The organism is Chryseobacterium electrogenes (assembly GCF_053553015.1).
This window is the reverse complement of record NZ_JBNPPB010000002.1, coordinates 2,440,724-2,456,594: the sequence shown is the minus strand read 5'-3', so window position 1 is coordinate 2,456,594 and position 15,871 is coordinate 2,440,724. Positions and strand designations below refer to the sequence as shown.

Below are 15,871 nucleotides of genomic sequence, written 5' to 3'. Positions count from 1 at the left end.
ATAAACTTTAATTTTGCAAAAATCGTAGAACGCAGAATGTAGATGTATTCCGTAGTAGATATAGAAAGCAATGGCGGGCCTTACCGTCAAGAAAACATAATAGAAATAGCCATCTATAGATATGATGGTCATGAGATTGTGGACCAATTTATCTCACTGGTTAATCCAGAATCTGAGATTTCTAATTTTGTCCAAAAACTAACTGGCATCTCACCTAACATGGTGAAAACCGCGCCAAAATTTCAGGAAATTGCCAAAAGGATTGTAGAAATCACACAAGATTCTACCCTAGTTGGTCACAATATAGAATTCGATTATAGAATGTTGCGTCAATCTTTCAAAAGATTGGGTTATGACTTCAAAATCAATACGCTGGACACAATTCCTTTGGCTAAAAAGTTAATCCCGGACGAGAAAAGTTACTCTTTAAGCAAACTTTGCAAATCGATTGGAATCCCATTGACAGAAGCACACCGTGCGAGTGGTGATGCGAGAGCGACTTTGGACTTGCTAAAACTTTTGATTATCAAGGACAAAGATTTTGAGATCATTCAGTCGCAATTTGATGAGAGCAAAGCCACGACTTATGTCAATAAAATTAAAGAATTAACAGAGGATCTGCCCGCTGAGAAAGGGATATTGTATTTTCAAAATGCTGAGGGGAAAATTATTTTCTACAACTTGGTGGATGATCTGTACAAAACGGCTAAAAAAATCTTTAATTCTAATATTAAAAAGTACGTTAAATTACAAAATGAGGTAGAACAAATCCATTACGAGTTGGCTGGAAATGAAATTATTGCGCAGCTTTTAATGAAAACTAAAAATCTGTCAAAACCTCAAAAATTAAGCTACGGTCTGTTTTATAGAAATGAAAAATATGTGGTGGACAAATTCGACAAACAGACGGATCCACAACCTTATTTAAAATTCAAAAGCTTTACACAAGGTCTTAAAGCAGTTAATTATATCAATTCTAGCGAAAAATTATCTGATTTCGAAAGCTTTAAAAATACAATCAATCTTAAAGACAGAACCGAAATCTGGAGCGGCAAAGGCAGACACTTGGGAGAAAAATCATTTTTAGTCTTCGAAAAAGGGAGATTAAAAGCCTATGGTTTCTATGAATTATATAATCAAATTGAAAGCATAGCTAAAATTGATAAGTTAAAAATCCCAATACACTCGACATCTCCAAGCTTACAAAATGAGTTGCAGTTGTCATTGTTGCGAGGAGAATTTGACACTTCGCCATTGCCAAAATAATCTATTCTATTAAATGTTAAAGTGCTAAATCTTAACAAAAATAGGATCTCCGCAGCCCGACTTGAGTGGAGCTCATTTTTTTTGGAAGGACGTAAGCCTCGGAAAAAAATAGCGGGAACGGAAGGCGGAAAGGCTGCCCCAATAAAAAATAATACAAAACATTGCAAGATCTATAGATAAACTCTAATTTTGCATAAATTTTTAACAAAACGTCATGCAATATTTTCTACAAAGCAAAATCGGTAAAAAGGGAGCTGTAAGGTTCTCTAAGGTTTGGAATGTGTAAAGAGTTGCGGGCATAAGATATCTATTGCGGCAGGCTCTTTTTATAAGAATCTGCCTTTTTATTTCTAAATAATTAAGATTATGACCAATCAGGATTTATTAAAAATCGCAGACGAATACGGTACACCAGTGTATGTGTACGATGTAGAATCGATTAAAACACAGTATGAAAAGTTGACCGGTTCTTTCTCTGAGAACACTCGATTTTTCTATGCTGCCAAGGCATTAACCAACATTAATATTTTAAAATATGTTGAAAAGCTAGGCGCTAATCTAGACTGTGTTTCTATCAACGAGGTCAAATTAGGATTGAAGGCAGGCTTTACCAATGATAGAATACTTTTTACGCCTAATTGCGTAGACATCAGTGAGATAGAAGAAGCAATGAGCCACAATGTTCATATTAACATTGATAATATTTCGATGTTAGAACAATTCGGGAACAAGCACGGAGATGCTTATCCTATTTTTATCAGAATCAATCCGCATATTTTTGCTGGTGGAAATTATAAAATTTCTACGGGACATATCGATAGTAAATTCGGGATTTCTATCCACCAAATGCGACATATTGAGCGTATTGTAAAATCTACTAATATCAATGTAGAAGGACTTCATATCCATACAGGAAGCGAGATTAAGGATCCTGACGTTTTCTTACAAAGCTTAGAAATTATGTTTGATCTGGCACATCATTTTCCTAATCTTAAGTATCTAGATATGGGAAGTGGTTTCAAGGTACCTTTCCAGGATGGAGACATGGAAACTGATGTTAAATCTCTGGGAAAGAAAGTTGACAAAGCGATGAAAGACTTTGCTAAAGAATCTGGAAAAGAGTTTCAGCTTTGGTTTGAACCAGGGAAATATCTTGTCAGTCAATCTGGACATTTTGTAGTGAAATCCAATGTTATAAAACATACCACAGCAACGGTTTTTGTTGGAGTTAATTCGGGTTTTAATCATCTTATTAGACCTATGTTTTATGATGCTTATCACAAAATCGAAAATCTATCTAACCCTAATGGTGCAGAGAGAATCTATACTGTTGTAGGAAACATCTGCGAAACGGATACTTTTGCCTGGGACAGAAAGCTTAATGAAGTAAGAGAAGGCGATATCATCGTTTTTAGAAATGCTGGCGCTTATGGATTTGAGATGAGTTCTAATTTCAATTCTAGGTTAAAGCCTGCTGAAGTGTTATTCTTAGACGGCAAAGCTCATTTGATTAGAAAAAGAGATGAATTTGAAGATTTATTAAGAAATCAAATAGAAATTCTGTAAATTAGTTTTTATGAAATATATAGCATTATTATTAACAATATTATCAAGTGTAGTCTACGCACAAGTTGATGTAGAAGAGCAACAACAAGACAGTTCTGTAAGCTTAGACGCTTCTAGAAATGTGATGACTTTTGATGTAAAAGGAGTATATCAATTAGCTGATAATAAATGCTTACCCAAAGATGGACATCAATTTTCGTCTGTAAAATATGCAACTGGCGAAGCTGATTTCTTACAAAATCTAAGAAAAAGAATTAATCAATCCATTAATGCTGACTTGTATGCTGCAGATGGCAGTTTTTATATTGACGTAACCATTAATAGATTAGGCAATGTTACAGATATTGTCTCTGGACCTGCTATTCCTAATACTCGCTACCTCTATGAAGATCTTAAATCTGCTGTAAAAAAGGTTAAAGGAAAATGGATCCCTGCAACTTGTGACGGTATTGCAATAGATTCTAAAATTAGAGTAAAACTAGCATTTGATTCTTTAATCATTGATAATCCACAATAACATAAAAGCCGCTAATTAGCGGCTTTTTTCTTTTTCATCTTAGCAAGATATTGATCTTGATGATCTTGATATATGATTTCTAAATCCCAATTTTCTTCTTGGGCGATTTCTTTTAATTTTTTTTGATCGATATACAACCAATTAAAAGCAGTGTCAATCTTTCCCTTATACTCATAACAGACTCTTGCCTGACCGTAATAATATGCATCGGGAAACTCTGATTCTTCATACATATAAGCAATATCAGAAGAGTCAAAGATAATTGCACCTTCTTCTTCCAACAAACTTTCTGATTGTTTTAAAAAGGTTCTTAAGCCATCGATATCAGCACAAAGTCCGATGCCATTCATCAATAATAAAAGCGTATCATACTTCTCACCAGAATAAGCAAAGAAATCCTCGCAAACAACTTGTTTTACGCCTCTTTCTGTCATAACCTCACAAGAAGCTGGCGATATTTCTAAAGCCGTTACATCGATCTTATTCTCTTGTAATATTAACGCATGAGATCCTGCGCCAGCACCAATTTCTAACACTTTTCCTTTACAATGACCTAATGCCAACGATTCTAACTTTGGTAATTGTTTTTCATTTCTGAAATAAAGGGAAATAGGCATCTCTACTTTTGGCCCGAATTGATCGTGAACATAGAGTTTTCCTTTATTGGTCTTCTGGTAAAAATCCTTAATGGCGAGTCCTGGTAAATCCATAATTATTAAAGAAAGTGATTATACAAAAAAAATCCCAAACATTTCTGCTTGGGATTTGCTCCTCCTGCTGGGCTCGAACCAGCGACCCTCTGATTAACAGTCAGATGCTCTAACCAACTGAGCTAAGGAGGAATGTTCCTCTTTTAAGGTGATGCAAAGATAATTATTTTATTTATAATACCAAACCTTATTTTAGAAATAAATATTAAAAAACTACTTTCTATAAGCGGTTTCGGCGTATCTATCTGATTATTAATTAGAAAAAATTTAATAATTCTTATAAATTTAAACAAAAAAAAATCCCAAACATTTCTGCTTGGGATTTGCTCCTCCTGCTGGGCTCGAACCAGCGACCCTCTGATTAACAGTCAGATGCTCTAACCAACTGAGCTAAGGAGGAATGTCCTTATTTTTAAGTGGTGCAAATATAATAAGTATAATTAATATACACCAAATTTTTGAAGAACTTTTTTATATTTTTTATTAAAATCTACTACTAATAGCTTTAACAATGTCATTTCCAAAGATTAATACCATTAATCCTAATAAGAAAATTACACCAATCATCTGTGCGTTTTCTAATACTTTCTGCGGAACAGGCTTTCCTGTAATCATTTCCCATAGAGTAAATACTACGTGACCGCCGTCTAATCCAGGAATTGGAATTAAGTTAAGGAACGCTAACCAAACAGAAAACATTGCTGTAAAGCCCCAGAAAAACTCCCAATTGATAGAAAGCCCTCCATCTGCCGCTTTGTCAACGTGCATAGAGTTAACAATGCCAATTGGCCCTGATACTTTCTTATAACCTTGAGTCTTGCTATTGAATATAATCTTAAACTGTTTTACTTGCATCACCAATACATCGATAGTTCTCGTGAATCCTCTTGGGATAGACTCTAAGAATGTATAACTTTTTACAACTTTAGTTTTTTCTAATTCTTTTTGCGCAACTTCCATATTAGATGCAAAACCTAACTTTCCGTCTGCGCCAATGGTGGCGTTTAGAACAACAGGTTTCTCATTTCTGATGACTTCAATATCAACTTGCTTACCAGCATTACTTTTAAGCGCTGAGATAACTTGATCTTGGAATAAAGTTTTAGTCCCATTAATCCCAACAATTTTATCTCCTCTTTCTAGACCTGCTTTCTGAGCTGCCATATTAGGAGCAATGCTGTCAACCACAGAAGGATATCTATTGCTAAAATACAGTCTCGCTTCATTAGCTTTAAGAACGTCTGCTACGCCATCTTCATTAATAGGAACTGTCACTTCTTTACCATCTCTTAATACAGTAACGTTGTTAGCGAATAACATATTAATTGTGGCTGTCTCTAGACGTTCTGCTGGTTTACCATCAATTTTTAGGATTTTATCTCCTGTTTCTAATCCCATTTTGCGGGCTTCGTCAGAAACAGATATTCCGTTTTCGAACTTAGAATTATCGTGGTATGTTTCTCCATTAAAGAAAGATAAACAAGAATATATTAACCATGCTAAGAAAAAGTTAACCGTAACACCGCCCATCATGATGATAAGACGTTGCCAAGCTGGTTTTGCGCGAAATTCCCACGGCTCAGCTGGTTTCTTAAGCTGTTCTGTATCCATACTTTCGTCTACCATACCAGCAATTTTCACATAACCACCGAAAGGCAACCATCCGATACCATATTCGGTCTCTCCGATTTTCTTTTTAGCAATAGAAAACCAAGGATCGAAAAATAGATAGAATTTTTCAACTTTTGTTTTAAACCATTTGGCAGGCAAGAAGTGCCCTAACTCATGTAAAATTACTAATATCGAAATACTAAGAATGAACTGAAATATTTTAAGTGTTAATTCCATTAAAATGTTTTAAAAATTTTAGATTAAGCAAAGATAATGATTTAGCATAAGACTATGTCAAATAAAAAAGGTCTTACCGAGAGATAAGACCTTTTTATTATGTTTATAATGATTATTTCAAAGTATATTTAAACCCTAAGGTAAATCTTCCTGCTTCAAAGTTAGAATCATTGGATAAATTCCACCAAGGTTTCCAATCAAAGCTCATCGCGATAGGAGCTGTTGGAATTTTATATTCTAAACCAGCTTGTGGTCTTATGGCAAAAAAAGAATCACTGTGGTTACCAAATTTTACAAATGAAACCTGTGGTCCTACTCCTATATACCAACCAAGTCCTTTGGCACCAGCAATCTTTTCGTTATAAGTATAATCTGCACCAACTGTCGTAATATGATCTCCGAATAAGACTTGTACGTTACCAGCATTTCTTCCATCAAAAGAGTGTTTATACTGAGGTCCAAATAAGCTTGTTCCGTCTCCTAAATCTATAGATAAACCTACGGCATCTTTATAAGATTGTGCTTGTACATATTGCCCACTAAAAGCCAATATTCCTAGAACTGACAAAGATTTTAAAATATTTTTCATATTTCTTAATTTTATTGTTTACAAATTAATAACAACGCCTAATCCGCCTCTATTACCAACTTCTACAAAACCTCCAATTTTGTCTGTGAAGAAATATCTTACACCGACATGGGCTCCAAAATCGAAAGAATCACCCAAAACACCTAAGGTAACTCCTGGATAGATATCTAACTTAGAGTCCAAACTTAATAGTTCTTGCAAGTGATAGTTAAAACGTCCATGGATAGAGAAATCTGACTTTGCATCATTCTTACCAAAATATAATCCCAAGCCAGCACCTATAGAAATCGCATCTGCAATACCATAATCATAACTTCCTTTAAGTCCTAGACCTTCATTTCCGTAGAAATTAAGTCCAGCTTGTACCTTTTGGTCTCCAACGCCTCTCCAAGCTTGAGAATATACAAAACTTCCCAACATACAGCACATAGCTGTTAAAAATAATCTCTTCATATTGATTGTTAATTAAAAAGCATTCAAAATTAATACCAACTTACACAATAAGCAAATATTAACAGGCTCATCGATAAAAATTTGCTTAAAAAGTATCTTAATATTAAGACTTATAACTTATTTTTCTCTTTTTTATTACTAAAAGAAAACATCAAATAAAACAAAAATGGCAAAATAAATAAACTCCCTAACATTAATGCCCAAGCTAAACTAGCTATGGCTTTAGGAGCCGCTGCAGCATCAAAGAGAGATAAATGACTCCCATTACCCAACACAATTACATTAGGATTATGTTGATACGTTGCCGCAACCAAAATCATAATAATCTGGAAAGCCGCAAAAACTCTAATAATTTTAAACCTTTTATTCTTAATCCCAAGAATTGTAAAGTACAAACTTATCGTAGACAAACTTATGGCGGCAATGCCCAATGGTTTAGAAAAAATCCATTCTAACAAAGGAATTCCAGAAAAATATGATGTCACAAAAACCAAAGCTCCTGTGATAACAACCGTCCACATTGTTTTATAAGTCGTGTCTTGCATTAATCTAACATCCGAAGCTTCTGAAACTTCGTTTAAAGAATAAATTGAAGCCAGATAAGAACAAATTGAAACTGTAAATAATCCCACCGATACCCCAAACCAATTAAACCAACTAAAAATATAAAGGTCTAAAAAATTATTAGCATCAGGATTAATACTTCCCGATACTGTTGAGGCGCCAATGATTCCTAGAAAAAAAGGCGTTAGTAAACTTGAATAATAAAAAATATGTGTGTAAACCTTTTGCCAATCATCCTCAACAACGTCATAATGCCTAAAGGTAAATGCTGTACCTCTCGCAATAATACCAATTAACATCAACACCAAAGGAATATGAAGATACACGGAAGCTGTCGTATATATGGTCGGAAATCCCACAAACAAAATCACAATCGCAATAATCAGCCACATATGATTAGCCTCCCAGATCGGCGCAATAGACTCGTACATAATCTTGTTGGTCTTCTCACGATGCTTTCTATGGCTAAATAATTCTACAATTCCCGCTCCAAAATCTGCACCACCCAAAATGAGATAAAGACAAATAGAAACCCACAAAAAAATAATAACTACATAAATCATGATTTCTTCTTTTTAGGATTATATTGAGGATCTGTAGGATCATAAAGTTTGGGCACCATTTTTATCTGACGACTTAACAACAATGCTAAAATCAATGCCAAAGACATAAAAACCAAACTGAAAAAGTAAAATGAATATTGTATTCCTGGCATAGGCGTAACAGCATCAATAGTTTTCATCACGCCATAAATAATCCAAGGTTGTCGCCCAACTTCTGTCACCGTCCAGCCCGCTTCTAGGGCAATATAACCAAAAGGCGTTGCGATAACAAACAACTTCAATAACCAGCTTTTCTGCAGCCAATCTTTCTTAAAATATAAAGCAATAAGATAAAGAGCACCAATCCCCATCATCACCATGCCAAAGAAAATCATAATCTGAAACGCATAATGTACAATCGCTACTGGTGGCCAAAGATCTCTCGGGAAATCTTTAAGACCTTTTACCTCAGAGTTAAAATCAGAATCAACCAAAAAACTCAATACTTTCGGGATTTTTATGGCATATTTTATTTGTTCATTTTCTACATCTGGTACGCCACCTACAACAAAACTAGCACCTTTTTCGGTTTCGAAATGCGCTTCCATAGCAGCTAACTTTATCGGTTGTCGTTTTGCCACAGATTTTGCTGCAACATCTCCACTAATTGGAGCAAGAAACGCTGCAATAATGGCAAAAATAGCTGCAATCCTAAAAGCTTTGGTATGAAATTCTATATTCTTTTTCTTCAAAATTAAATAAGCATGCACCCCAGCCACAGCAAATCCCGTGGCACAAAAAGCTGCTACCGTCATATGAAAAGCTTGCGGAAACCAAGCTTCATTAAGCATCGCTTTTACAGGGTCTATATTGATATATTCTCCATTTACAAAATCGAAACCGCTAGGACTGTTCATCCAAGCATTAGCCGCTACAACTAATATCCCTGATGCTAATCCGCTGATACCAACCAATAATCCACAAAACCAATGAAACCATTTATTAAACTTATCCCATCCGTACAAGAAAAAACCTAACGCAATAGCTTCTATAAAAAAAGCTGTCCCTTCTAATGAAAAAGGCATCCCAAAAATAGGACCTGCATGCTCCATAAATTTTGGCCACAATAATCCTAACTCAAAAGACAACATTGTCCCAGACACTGCACCTGTCGCAAACAATATGGCAACACCTTTGCTCCAAGCTTTGGTGAGTCCTTTATAGACTTCATTATTGGTTTTTAAGTATTTATAATGAGAAAATGCCATAAGAAAAGGCATTACCATCCCCACACAAGAAAATATAATGTGGAAACCAAGCGACAGGGCCATCTGAGACCTTGCAGCAATAAAATCATCCATAATCCAAATTTTGTCAAAGTAAAGTTAGCTATTTCTTTAACATAAATGATAAGAGATATATCACCAAAAAAAGGCTTAACATTTTTTTTATTTGCTGTAATTTTACTCCTTTATTTTCAATCCTAGATATAAGGCTTTAGCAAACAATTCTTTTTGATTAGCTTTGCAAGTTAGAGTGGTATTTTACCACATTTAATAAATTTCCCAAAGAATGAAACAATACTCATCTAAACGAAGCATTCAGATTTTAGGTCATGTCTTACAACAATATGGCATTAATAAAATCGTGGTATCTCCAGGATCTCGTAATGCGCCTTTGGCAATACATTTTTCTGAACTAGATGATTTTCAATGTTATAGCATTGTAGATGAGCGTGCGGCAGCTTTTGTGGGAATGGGAATGGCAAAATCGTTAAAACAGCCTGTAGCAATAACATGTACAAGTGGATCTGCGGCAACCAATTACTATCCTGCGATTGTGGAGTCTTTTTATCAAAATATTCCTTTGCTGATTTTAACGGCAGATAGACCTGTAGATTATGTTGACTTATTTGATGGTCAAACGATTAGACAGAAAGATCTTTACCATCAACATTCTTACGGTGATTTCGAAATGATGGAAGATGACAAAGATGGCTCTTACGATTATAATCTAGATATTGTTAAAAAAGCTGTAGAACTTTGCATCGAAAAAAGTGGACCTGTCCATATCAATATTCCTTTAGCAGAACCATTATATCAATTAATATCTGAGTTACCCGTTTTCCCAAGTATAGAAAAGACTATCGAGATTAAAAATTATGAACTTACATCATCATTAAGTGCAGAATGGAATACTTCTAAAAGAATTATGATCCTTACCGGGACGCTAGATCCTAATCCAGAGCTACAAGCACAGCTTAATCAGTTGGTTAAAAATCATAGCGTTGTGGTATTAACAGAAGTAAATTCTAACCTTAATCATGACAAATTTTTTCAACATATAGATCGTTATATAACAGGTTTTACAGAGGAAGATTATAAAACTTACGCGCCAGATCTACTCATCACTATTGGACAAAATGTAGTCTCAAAAAGAGTAAAACAATTCTTAAGACAAGCAAAACCAAAAGCACATTGGCATATCGATGAGTACTGGCAACCAGATACTTATCATAGTCTCACTCAAAAAATTGAAACAAAGCCAGAATTATTCTTTCCTAAATTATTAAAATTCATTAATCTAGAACCTTCTCCATTCTATAATCTTTGGGATGTCTTGAGAGATAAAATAGATGTAAAACATGAGGCTTATCTTCCATTGGCAGATTACTCAGATTTTGGTTTATTCCGACAGTTATCAGATGCAATACCAGAAGGTTATAACGTTCATTTTTCTAATAGCTCTGCGATAAGATATGCACAATTATTCAATTTCAATCGTTATAACTGCTATTGTAATCGTGGCACAAGTGGTATAGATGGTTGTACATCTACCGCAATGGGATTTGCAATGATGCAAGATCAACCTACCCTATTAATCACGGGAGAACTAAGTTTTTTCTATGATATTAATGGTCTTTGGAATCAATATATCCCACCATATACAAGAATTATCATCTTCAATAATGGCGAAGGTAATATTTTCCGGATTATCCCTGGACCAAGCGGTACCAATGCTATTGATGAGCTAATCGCTACCAAGCATCATAGAAATGCAGAGTTAATCGCGAAAAGTTTTGGTTTTAACTATTCTAAAGTAACGGATGAAATATCATTATCTAGAGTATTGGATAATTTCTTTAAACCGGAAGATAAACCGAAAATCTTAGAAGTCTTTACCCAAGAAAGCAATAATGCTGATATTTTAAAGTCTTATTTTGAATTTTTAAAACAATAAATTAAAAATGTTCTGAAACTTCTGGTTTTGGCAAATTAATGATTTTTTCTATTGGATAAATAAACATATCGTCAAAATTATTCATCGCGTTAATCAACTGAAAATGAGAATATTCTTTAATATTATCTAAGGTAATATCAGCTGTTTTAATCTTCTTAGACTCAAGAAGTTGTTGTCTTTGTACACCATTTAACAGGTAAGAACTTGGTGTGTACCATTGTTTATTTTTAAGAAAAAGAATATTACTGAAAGATGTATCCGTAATCGAATTATTTTTAACGATAATAATCTCACTAGCATTAGATTTTGACTTGATACTATCTAACATTTTTCTATCAAGATACTTAAAGCTATAATCTAAGTCATCATTAGTAACCAACTCAAAATCATCTAATTTTGATATAGCATAAGGTAACATTTGAGCTTTATAGACATTATTAAGATCATAGACAATTCGCCATTTGTAAAGTCCATTCTCATCATGTTGCAATTCCTTAAAAAGTTCTTGCAAATTAATCTCACACACTTTACCAAAATGTAGAAAAGTCTCTGTCATTCTCTGCTGATGCCTATTAAGGAGAAAAACCTTTTGGTCTTCTACCTTGATACTTTCAATAAATTGGAGCATAAATTTTATTTTTCATTTCTTCGTATTCGTCATCTAGAAGGCTTTGATGTGTTATGCCGCCACCACTTTTATAGAATAGTTTACCATTAATATTTTCGATAAAACGGATCATCACGCAACTATCTAAGTTTTCCCCATCATAATAGCCCGCAATACCTGTGTAAAAGCCACGATCATACTCTTCTGCTGCCAGAATAATATCCAAAGTTTTCTGCTTAGGCGCTCCAAGAATAGACCCTGCAGGTAGCAACATTTTCATGATACTTCCTACTTTATTTTGAAATCCCGGCTTCAGCGTGCCAGAAATCTCAGAACTCATTGCCAGCAGATCTTTTTGTTTGGTTTTAATAAAATCAATTCTTCTAAATTGATCTACTCTAACCTCATCTGCAACCATGCTAAGGTCATTTCTTAATAAATCTACAACCGTATAATGCTCTGCTTTCTCTTTGGGAGAATCTAACAGTTTCTTTTCCGCATTTTCTATACTAGCATCAATCGTGCCTTTCATGGGATGCGTAACAATTTTATTATCAATTATTTCCACGAAAGTTTCTGGAGAAAAAAAAACGAACTGATCTCGAGCCAACATTTTATACTTAGCTTTAGATCTATAAAAAATTTCTTCTAAACTTAGATTGGTTTCTAGAGCTGTACTTCTCGTGTAATTAACCAAATAAGAGTTACCGTAATTAATATTTTTTTGAACAAAATCAAATCCCTTTTGATAAGATTCTAGACTTTCTGGATAAGATTGCCAATGGATATTTTCTGATATTGTGTAAGATTTATTTAATTTTTTAAACATCGGAAAATCAACCAACAAACTATCATTACTCAGTTGTTCTTTGCTCCATATTTCTATATTTTCCATCAAGAAATCTATGGTAAAAAAAAACGGAATTTTCTGCTGAGAAAGCTGATCCATTTTGTCAAATTGTGCAGTGTTTATCTTAAACATAGGATAAAGTCCTTATTGATACGTATTTTTGTAGCTCAAATATAACTGAAATATGACTAAATCCCCGAATAAACTTGATCTTTCCCAACTTTTTAAAAGTGCTTTTGCCTATTGGAGTGCGACGCTTAGATATCAATTGCTTTTCACTATTTTTTATTTTTCTGTGATGATAATTTTTTTAGTTTTTGTCTATAACTATTTAGGATTATATGAAAAGGTTAATTCTTTTGCACCTCTTCTAACAACAGATTTCCCAGCTTATCAGAAGAAATTAGAAGAATTGGGAAGAACTGAAGAGTTTAAGTTATTTACGATGGCTTTTGTCTTAATCAAAGCATTAGTTTTCCCTTTAAATATTGGACTTTTACAGATATATAGAAAAATAGATCTTCAAGAAGAAGTAAGCATTAATGATCTTTTTACGGGTTATTTGGGTTTTAATTTCTTAAAATTTGCCGGCTATGGGTTGTTTGCATCAAGTATCTACCTTATAGCTTTTTCATTATTCCCATTAAATTTTATATGGATTCTTTTGAGCTTTTTTGTTAGTCCATTAATGCTGTTTGCCAACCAAGGGATTTTCCCGGCACTCCAGCTTAACTTTGCAGCATTAAGAAAGAATTTCAGCACCATTCTACTTTGCACCATTGTAAGCATTCTATTTTCTTACAGCGGAATATTGATGTTTGGTATAGGAATCGTATTGACATTTCCTTTTTGGAATGCAATGATATATGCCTTATACCAACAACTTTTTAATGAAATTAAATAAATTTTCATTAACATTTCAATAAAAAAGAAAAAAAATTGTAAGTTTGAGAAACTCTAAACAAAAAATTATGGACAATTTTAATGAATTTGATCAACAAGGCAAGGTGCCTGCCCGTAGTACAGGCGATATTATTTCTCACGCTTTTGATACCTATAAAGGTGTGGTGCTTTATGCCATAGCTGCAATGGTTTTATATATGATAGCTTCTTTTGTAATACAATCTGTTAGTGGTTTTAATACCCAAGGTATGCTAGAAGAAATGCAATCTAATCCAGGCGCTCGTCTTGATTATCTTGCTATTCCTGGGATTAAAACTTATTATGGTCTATCTGGATTGTTAGGACTTCTATTATCGCCTTTATTTGTAGGATTAGTTTATATTTCTCATAAAGCAAATACTAATCAGGCTATTTCTTTTTCAGATTTATTTTATGCGTACAAGAATAACTTCGTTAATATTTTAATTTATGGACTAATTAGTAACATCATTATAACAATTGGATTTGCACTTTGTGTTCTTCCTGGATTACTAATTTTACCTTTATTTTTAATAGGTTATCCAGTTATTTTATTTGAAAACGCATCTGCTACAGAAGCATTATCTAAATCTTTCAATATTGCTAAAGAAAACTACGGGACTTTTATAGGCGTTGCGCTCTTAGCATTTTTAATAGGCATTGCAGGGATTGTATTATGTGGTATCGGCCTTATTGCAACAGTACCATTCTATCTAACGGCGGCCTACTCTGCTTACATCGCTTTTGCAGGTTTACCAAAACAAATTACTTATAAAGGTTAATTAAAACTATAATTAAAATGCCTAATAACGAAAAACAAATCAGTGGAAATATTATAAAACAGATTGCGCTAATTCTGATAATTTTGATATTAGCAGGATTAATTTGTTATAATCTTGCCTTGTTTATTCCTTCGTTATTAGGTGCTTTAACTTTATATATTATTTCTAGAAAATATCTTTTTTATCTTCTAGAAACCAAAAAATGGAATGCTAATCTGGTAGCTTTTATTATTATCATTGCTACAATATTAATCTTGATTCTTCCGGTCTATTGGATTGTAGATCTATTGATAGAAAAATTAGGCAATGCTCAAGCTTATATGGGCAAGTTTAATTCATTTTTAGATAAAATCCGTGCCTATATTTATTCTGAACTTAATTTTGACATCTTAAGTAATGACAACCTTGATGCACTAAAAGCCACTGCAGGAAAGTTATCTACGACTCTACTCAATACAACATTTAATACATTAACAGTTATCATGTCTATGTATTTTATTTTGTACTTTATGTTGGTTAATCCAAGAAAATTCGAAAAAATTATAAGCAACGCAGCTCCTCTTAAAAGAGCTAATATCAATCTATTAGGCGAAAAAATAAGAAAAATGGTTATTGCCAATGCTATCGGGATTCCTGTTGTAGCACTTGGTCAGGGCTTGGTAGGACTTATTGGTTATTTTATCTTTGGTGCACCCGCTCCGATATTATTATTCGCATTAACATTTATCACCTCCATGATCCCGATAGTAGGTGCAGCAATTGTCTGGGTACCTGTCTGTATTTTTATGATTGCAGAAGGACATACCGGTCCAGGATTAGCTTTAGCAGCATATTGTCTTATTATTGTAGGCTTTACAGATAATTTATTAAGATTTACACTTCTCAAAAAACTAGAAGATATCCACCCTCTTAATACCGTATTTGGAATTATTGCTGGGATGAATATTTTTGGCTTTTTAGGCTTGATATTTGGACCGATATTAGTTTCTGTAACACTTCTATTAATACAAGTCTACAGAGACGAATTTAATGATGATGATAATCATAATTCCAAAGAGATTATCATCTCTGATAACAACGAATTAGAACAAAAAATAGATCTAAGCATCTAATGACTCCCGAAATACTACAAGAACTTTGCAAGGCAAAAATGCCCTTTGGCAAACATAAAGATCAATTTCTTATCGACATGCCTATTTCTTACCTAGAGTGGTTTAACAGAAAAGGATTTCCTCAAAACAAATTAGGCTCACAATTAGCAACTGTTTATGAAATTAAGTTAAATGGTTTAGACCATCTTTTATTACCATTGCGCGCTGCTCCAAAGCCCGAAATTATAAAGAAAAAAGTCTGGAAATTATAGAAATTCCAGACTTTTTTATTCTTCTTTAATATTTTAAAAATACCGTAAGTTAT

Annotated in this window: 16 protein-coding genes and 2 tRNA genes; 8 read left to right on the top strand and 10 right to left on the bottom strand. The window is 33.6% G+C overall.

The window, feature by feature from the left end; translation table 11 throughout:
• Nucleotides 1-42: 42 nt before the first annotated feature.
• The 3 genes from ACQQ6V_RS11305 (at nucleotide 43) to ACQQ6V_RS11295 (ending at nucleotide 3,349) form a co-directional block, all read left to right on the top strand.
• On the top strand, nucleotides 43-1,266 hold the full coding sequence (locus ACQQ6V_RS11305; protein ID WP_448845627.1) for a 3'-5' exonuclease: 1,224 nt from the start codon (nucleotides 43-45) through the stop codon (nucleotides 1,264-1,266).
• A gap of 366 nt (nucleotides 1,267-1,632) precedes the next feature.
• Nucleotides 1,633-2,832 (top strand): diaminopimelate decarboxylase, encoded by a 1,200-nt coding sequence (lysA, locus tag ACQQ6V_RS11300; protein ID WP_448845626.1) that lies wholly within the window; start codon nucleotides 1,633-1,635, stop codon nucleotides 2,830-2,832.
• A gap of 10 nt (nucleotides 2,833-2,842) precedes the next feature.
• On the top strand, nucleotides 2,843-3,349 hold the full coding sequence (locus ACQQ6V_RS11295) for a hypothetical protein (protein ID WP_448845625.1): 507 nt from the start codon (nucleotides 2,843-2,845) through the stop codon (nucleotides 3,347-3,349).
• Nucleotides 3,350-3,360: 11 nt separating this feature from the next.
• Here ACQQ6V_RS11295 and ACQQ6V_RS11290 read toward each other — a convergent pair whose 3' ends face one another.
• The 8 genes from ACQQ6V_RS11290 to ACQQ6V_RS11255 all read right to left on the bottom strand — a co-directional run bounded on the left by ACQQ6V_RS11290 (nucleotide 3,361) and on the right by ACQQ6V_RS11255 (nucleotide 9,416).
• Nucleotides 3,361-4,059, bottom strand: coding sequence for a class I SAM-dependent methyltransferase (locus tag ACQQ6V_RS11290; RefSeq protein WP_448845624.1), 699 nt, complete (start codon nucleotides 4,057-4,059; stop codon nucleotides 3,361-3,363).
• A 58-nt stretch (nucleotides 4,060-4,117) separates the two neighbouring features.
• Nucleotides 4,118-4,191 (bottom strand) — tRNA-Asn (locus tag ACQQ6V_RS11285).
• Nucleotides 4,192-4,385: 194 nt separating this feature from the next.
• Nucleotides 4,386-4,459 (bottom strand) — tRNA-Asn (locus ACQQ6V_RS11280).
• Between the two features lie 83 nt (nucleotides 4,460-4,542).
• On the bottom strand, nucleotides 4,543-5,907 hold the full coding sequence (rseP, locus tag ACQQ6V_RS11275; RefSeq protein WP_448845623.1) for an RIP metalloprotease RseP: 1,365 nt from the start codon (nucleotides 5,905-5,907) through the stop codon (nucleotides 4,543-4,545).
• Between the two features lie 112 nt (nucleotides 5,908-6,019).
• The gene (locus tag ACQQ6V_RS11270; protein ID WP_448845622.1) at nucleotides 6,020-6,496 is read right to left on the bottom strand and encodes a hypothetical protein; all 477 of its coding nucleotides are present in this window, start codon (nucleotides 6,494-6,496) and stop codon (nucleotides 6,020-6,022) included.
• Between the two features lie 18 nt (nucleotides 6,497-6,514).
• Nucleotides 6,515-6,949, bottom strand: coding sequence for a DUF6646 family protein (locus ACQQ6V_RS11265; protein ID WP_448845621.1), 435 nt, complete (start codon nucleotides 6,947-6,949; stop codon nucleotides 6,515-6,517).
• Nucleotides 6,950-7,059: 110 nt separating this feature from the next.
• Nucleotides 7,060-8,076 (bottom strand): cytochrome d ubiquinol oxidase subunit II, encoded by a 1,017-nt coding sequence (locus ACQQ6V_RS11260; protein ID WP_448845620.1) that lies wholly within the window; start codon nucleotides 8,074-8,076, stop codon nucleotides 7,060-7,062.
• A complete protein-coding gene (locus ACQQ6V_RS11255; RefSeq protein WP_448845619.1) occupies nucleotides 8,073-9,416 on the bottom strand; it encodes a cytochrome ubiquinol oxidase subunit I in 1,344 nt (447 codons plus the stop codon). Before ACQQ6V_RS11255 ends, ACQQ6V_RS11260 begins: the two co-directional genes overlap by 4 nt.
• 211 nt (nucleotides 9,417-9,627) lie before the next feature.
• Between ACQQ6V_RS11255 and menD the strand changes: the two genes are divergently transcribed.
• The gene (menD, locus tag ACQQ6V_RS11250; protein WP_448845618.1) at nucleotides 9,628-11,295 is read left to right on the top strand and encodes a 2-succinyl-5-enolpyruvyl-6-hydroxy-3-cyclohexene-1-carboxylic-acid synthase; all 1,668 of its coding nucleotides are present in this window, start codon (nucleotides 9,628-9,630) and stop codon (nucleotides 11,293-11,295) included.
• 1 nt (nucleotide 11,296) lies between these two features.
• Here menD and ACQQ6V_RS11245 read toward each other — a convergent pair whose 3' ends face one another.
• Entirely contained in the window at nucleotides 11,297-11,923 is a 627-nt protein-coding gene (locus ACQQ6V_RS11245) for an aminotransferase class IV (protein WP_448845617.1), read from the bottom strand.
• A complete protein-coding gene (locus tag ACQQ6V_RS11240) occupies nucleotides 11,907-12,884 on the bottom strand; it encodes an aminodeoxychorismate synthase component I (protein ID WP_448845616.1) in 978 nt (325 codons plus the stop codon). The genes ACQQ6V_RS11245 and ACQQ6V_RS11240 overlap by 17 nt, the downstream gene beginning before the upstream one ends.
• Nucleotides 12,885-12,936: 52 nt before the next feature.
• On the opposite strand from ACQQ6V_RS11240, the gene ACQQ6V_RS11235 reads away from it, so the two are divergent.
• From ACQQ6V_RS11235 to ACQQ6V_RS11220, 4 genes are all read left to right on the top strand, one after another.
• Nucleotides 12,937-13,656, top strand: coding sequence for a hypothetical protein (locus tag ACQQ6V_RS11235; RefSeq protein WP_448845615.1), 720 nt, complete (start codon nucleotides 12,937-12,939; stop codon nucleotides 13,654-13,656).
• Between the two features lie 67 nt (nucleotides 13,657-13,723).
• Complete coding sequence (locus ACQQ6V_RS11230; RefSeq protein WP_448845614.1) at nucleotides 13,724-14,455, top strand: beta-carotene 15,15'-monooxygenase; 732 nt, start codon at nucleotides 13,724-13,726, stop codon at nucleotides 14,453-14,455.
• 17 nt (nucleotides 14,456-14,472) lie between these two features.
• Nucleotides 14,473-15,567, top strand: coding sequence for an AI-2E family transporter (locus ACQQ6V_RS11225; RefSeq protein WP_448845613.1), 1,095 nt, complete (start codon nucleotides 14,473-14,475; stop codon nucleotides 15,565-15,567).
• Nucleotides 15,567-15,818 carry a DUF3820 family protein gene (locus tag ACQQ6V_RS11220; RefSeq protein ID WP_448845612.1) on the top strand — a complete coding sequence of 84 codons (252 nt, stop codon included), beginning with the start codon at nucleotides 15,567-15,569 and terminating at the stop codon, nucleotides 15,816-15,818. Before ACQQ6V_RS11225 ends, ACQQ6V_RS11220 begins: the two co-directional genes overlap by 1 nt.
• Nucleotides 15,819-15,871: the final 53 nt, after the last annotated feature.

Excerpts from the sequence above, each read along its gene's own strand:
- ACQQ6V_RS11270 (WP_448845622.1), bottom strand. The coding sequence starts at position 6,496 with ATGAAAAATATTTTAAAATCTTTGTCAGTTCTAGGAATATTGGCTTTT.
- ACQQ6V_RS11260 (WP_448845620.1), bottom strand. The coding sequence starts at position 8,076 with ATGATTTATGTAGTTATTATTTTTTTGTGGGTTTCTATTTGTCTTTAT.
- ACQQ6V_RS11290 (WP_448845624.1), bottom strand. The coding sequence starts at position 4,059 with ATGGATTTACCAGGACTCGCCATTAAGGATTTTTACCAGAAGACCAAT.
- ACQQ6V_RS11240 (WP_448845616.1), bottom strand. The coding sequence starts at position 12,884 with ATGTTTAAGATAAACACTGCACAATTTGACAAAATGGATCAGCTTTCT.
- ACQQ6V_RS11225 (WP_448845613.1), top strand. The coding sequence starts at position 14,473 with ATGCCTAATAACGAAAAACAAATCAGTGGAAATATTATAAAACAGATT.
- ACQQ6V_RS11230 (WP_448845614.1), top strand. The coding sequence starts at position 13,724 with ATGGACAATTTTAATGAATTTGATCAACAAGGCAAGGTGCCTGCCCGT.
- lysA (WP_448845626.1), top strand. The coding sequence starts at position 1,633 with ATGACCAATCAGGATTTATTAAAAATCGCAGACGAATACGGTACACCA.
- ACQQ6V_RS11235 (WP_448845615.1), top strand. The coding sequence starts at position 12,937 with ATGACTAAATCCCCGAATAAACTTGATCTTTCCCAACTTTTTAAAAGT.
- menD (WP_448845618.1), top strand. The coding sequence starts at position 9,628 with ATGAAACAATACTCATCTAAACGAAGCATTCAGATTTTAGGTCATGTC.
- ACQQ6V_RS11295 (WP_448845625.1), top strand. The coding sequence starts at position 2,843 with ATGAAATATATAGCATTATTATTAACAATATTATCAAGTGTAGTCTAC.
- ACQQ6V_RS11265 (WP_448845621.1), bottom strand. The coding sequence starts at position 6,949 with ATGAAGAGATTATTTTTAACAGCTATGTGCTGTATGTTGGGAAGTTTT.
- ACQQ6V_RS11245 (WP_448845617.1), bottom strand. The coding sequence starts at position 11,923 with ATGCTCCAATTTATTGAAAGTATCAAGGTAGAAGACCAAAAGGTTTTT.
- ACQQ6V_RS11255 (WP_448845619.1), bottom strand. The coding sequence starts at position 9,416 with ATGGATGATTTTATTGCTGCAAGGTCTCAGATGGCCCTGTCGCTTGGT.
- rseP (WP_448845623.1), bottom strand. The coding sequence starts at position 5,907 with ATGGAATTAACACTTAAAATATTTCAGTTCATTCTTAGTATTTCGATA.
- ACQQ6V_RS11220 (WP_448845612.1), top strand. The coding sequence starts at position 15,567 with ATGACTCCCGAAATACTACAAGAACTTTGCAAGGCAAAAATGCCCTTT.
- ACQQ6V_RS11305 (WP_448845627.1), top strand. The coding sequence starts at position 43 with ATGTATTCCGTAGTAGATATAGAAAGCAATGGCGGGCCTTACCGTCAA.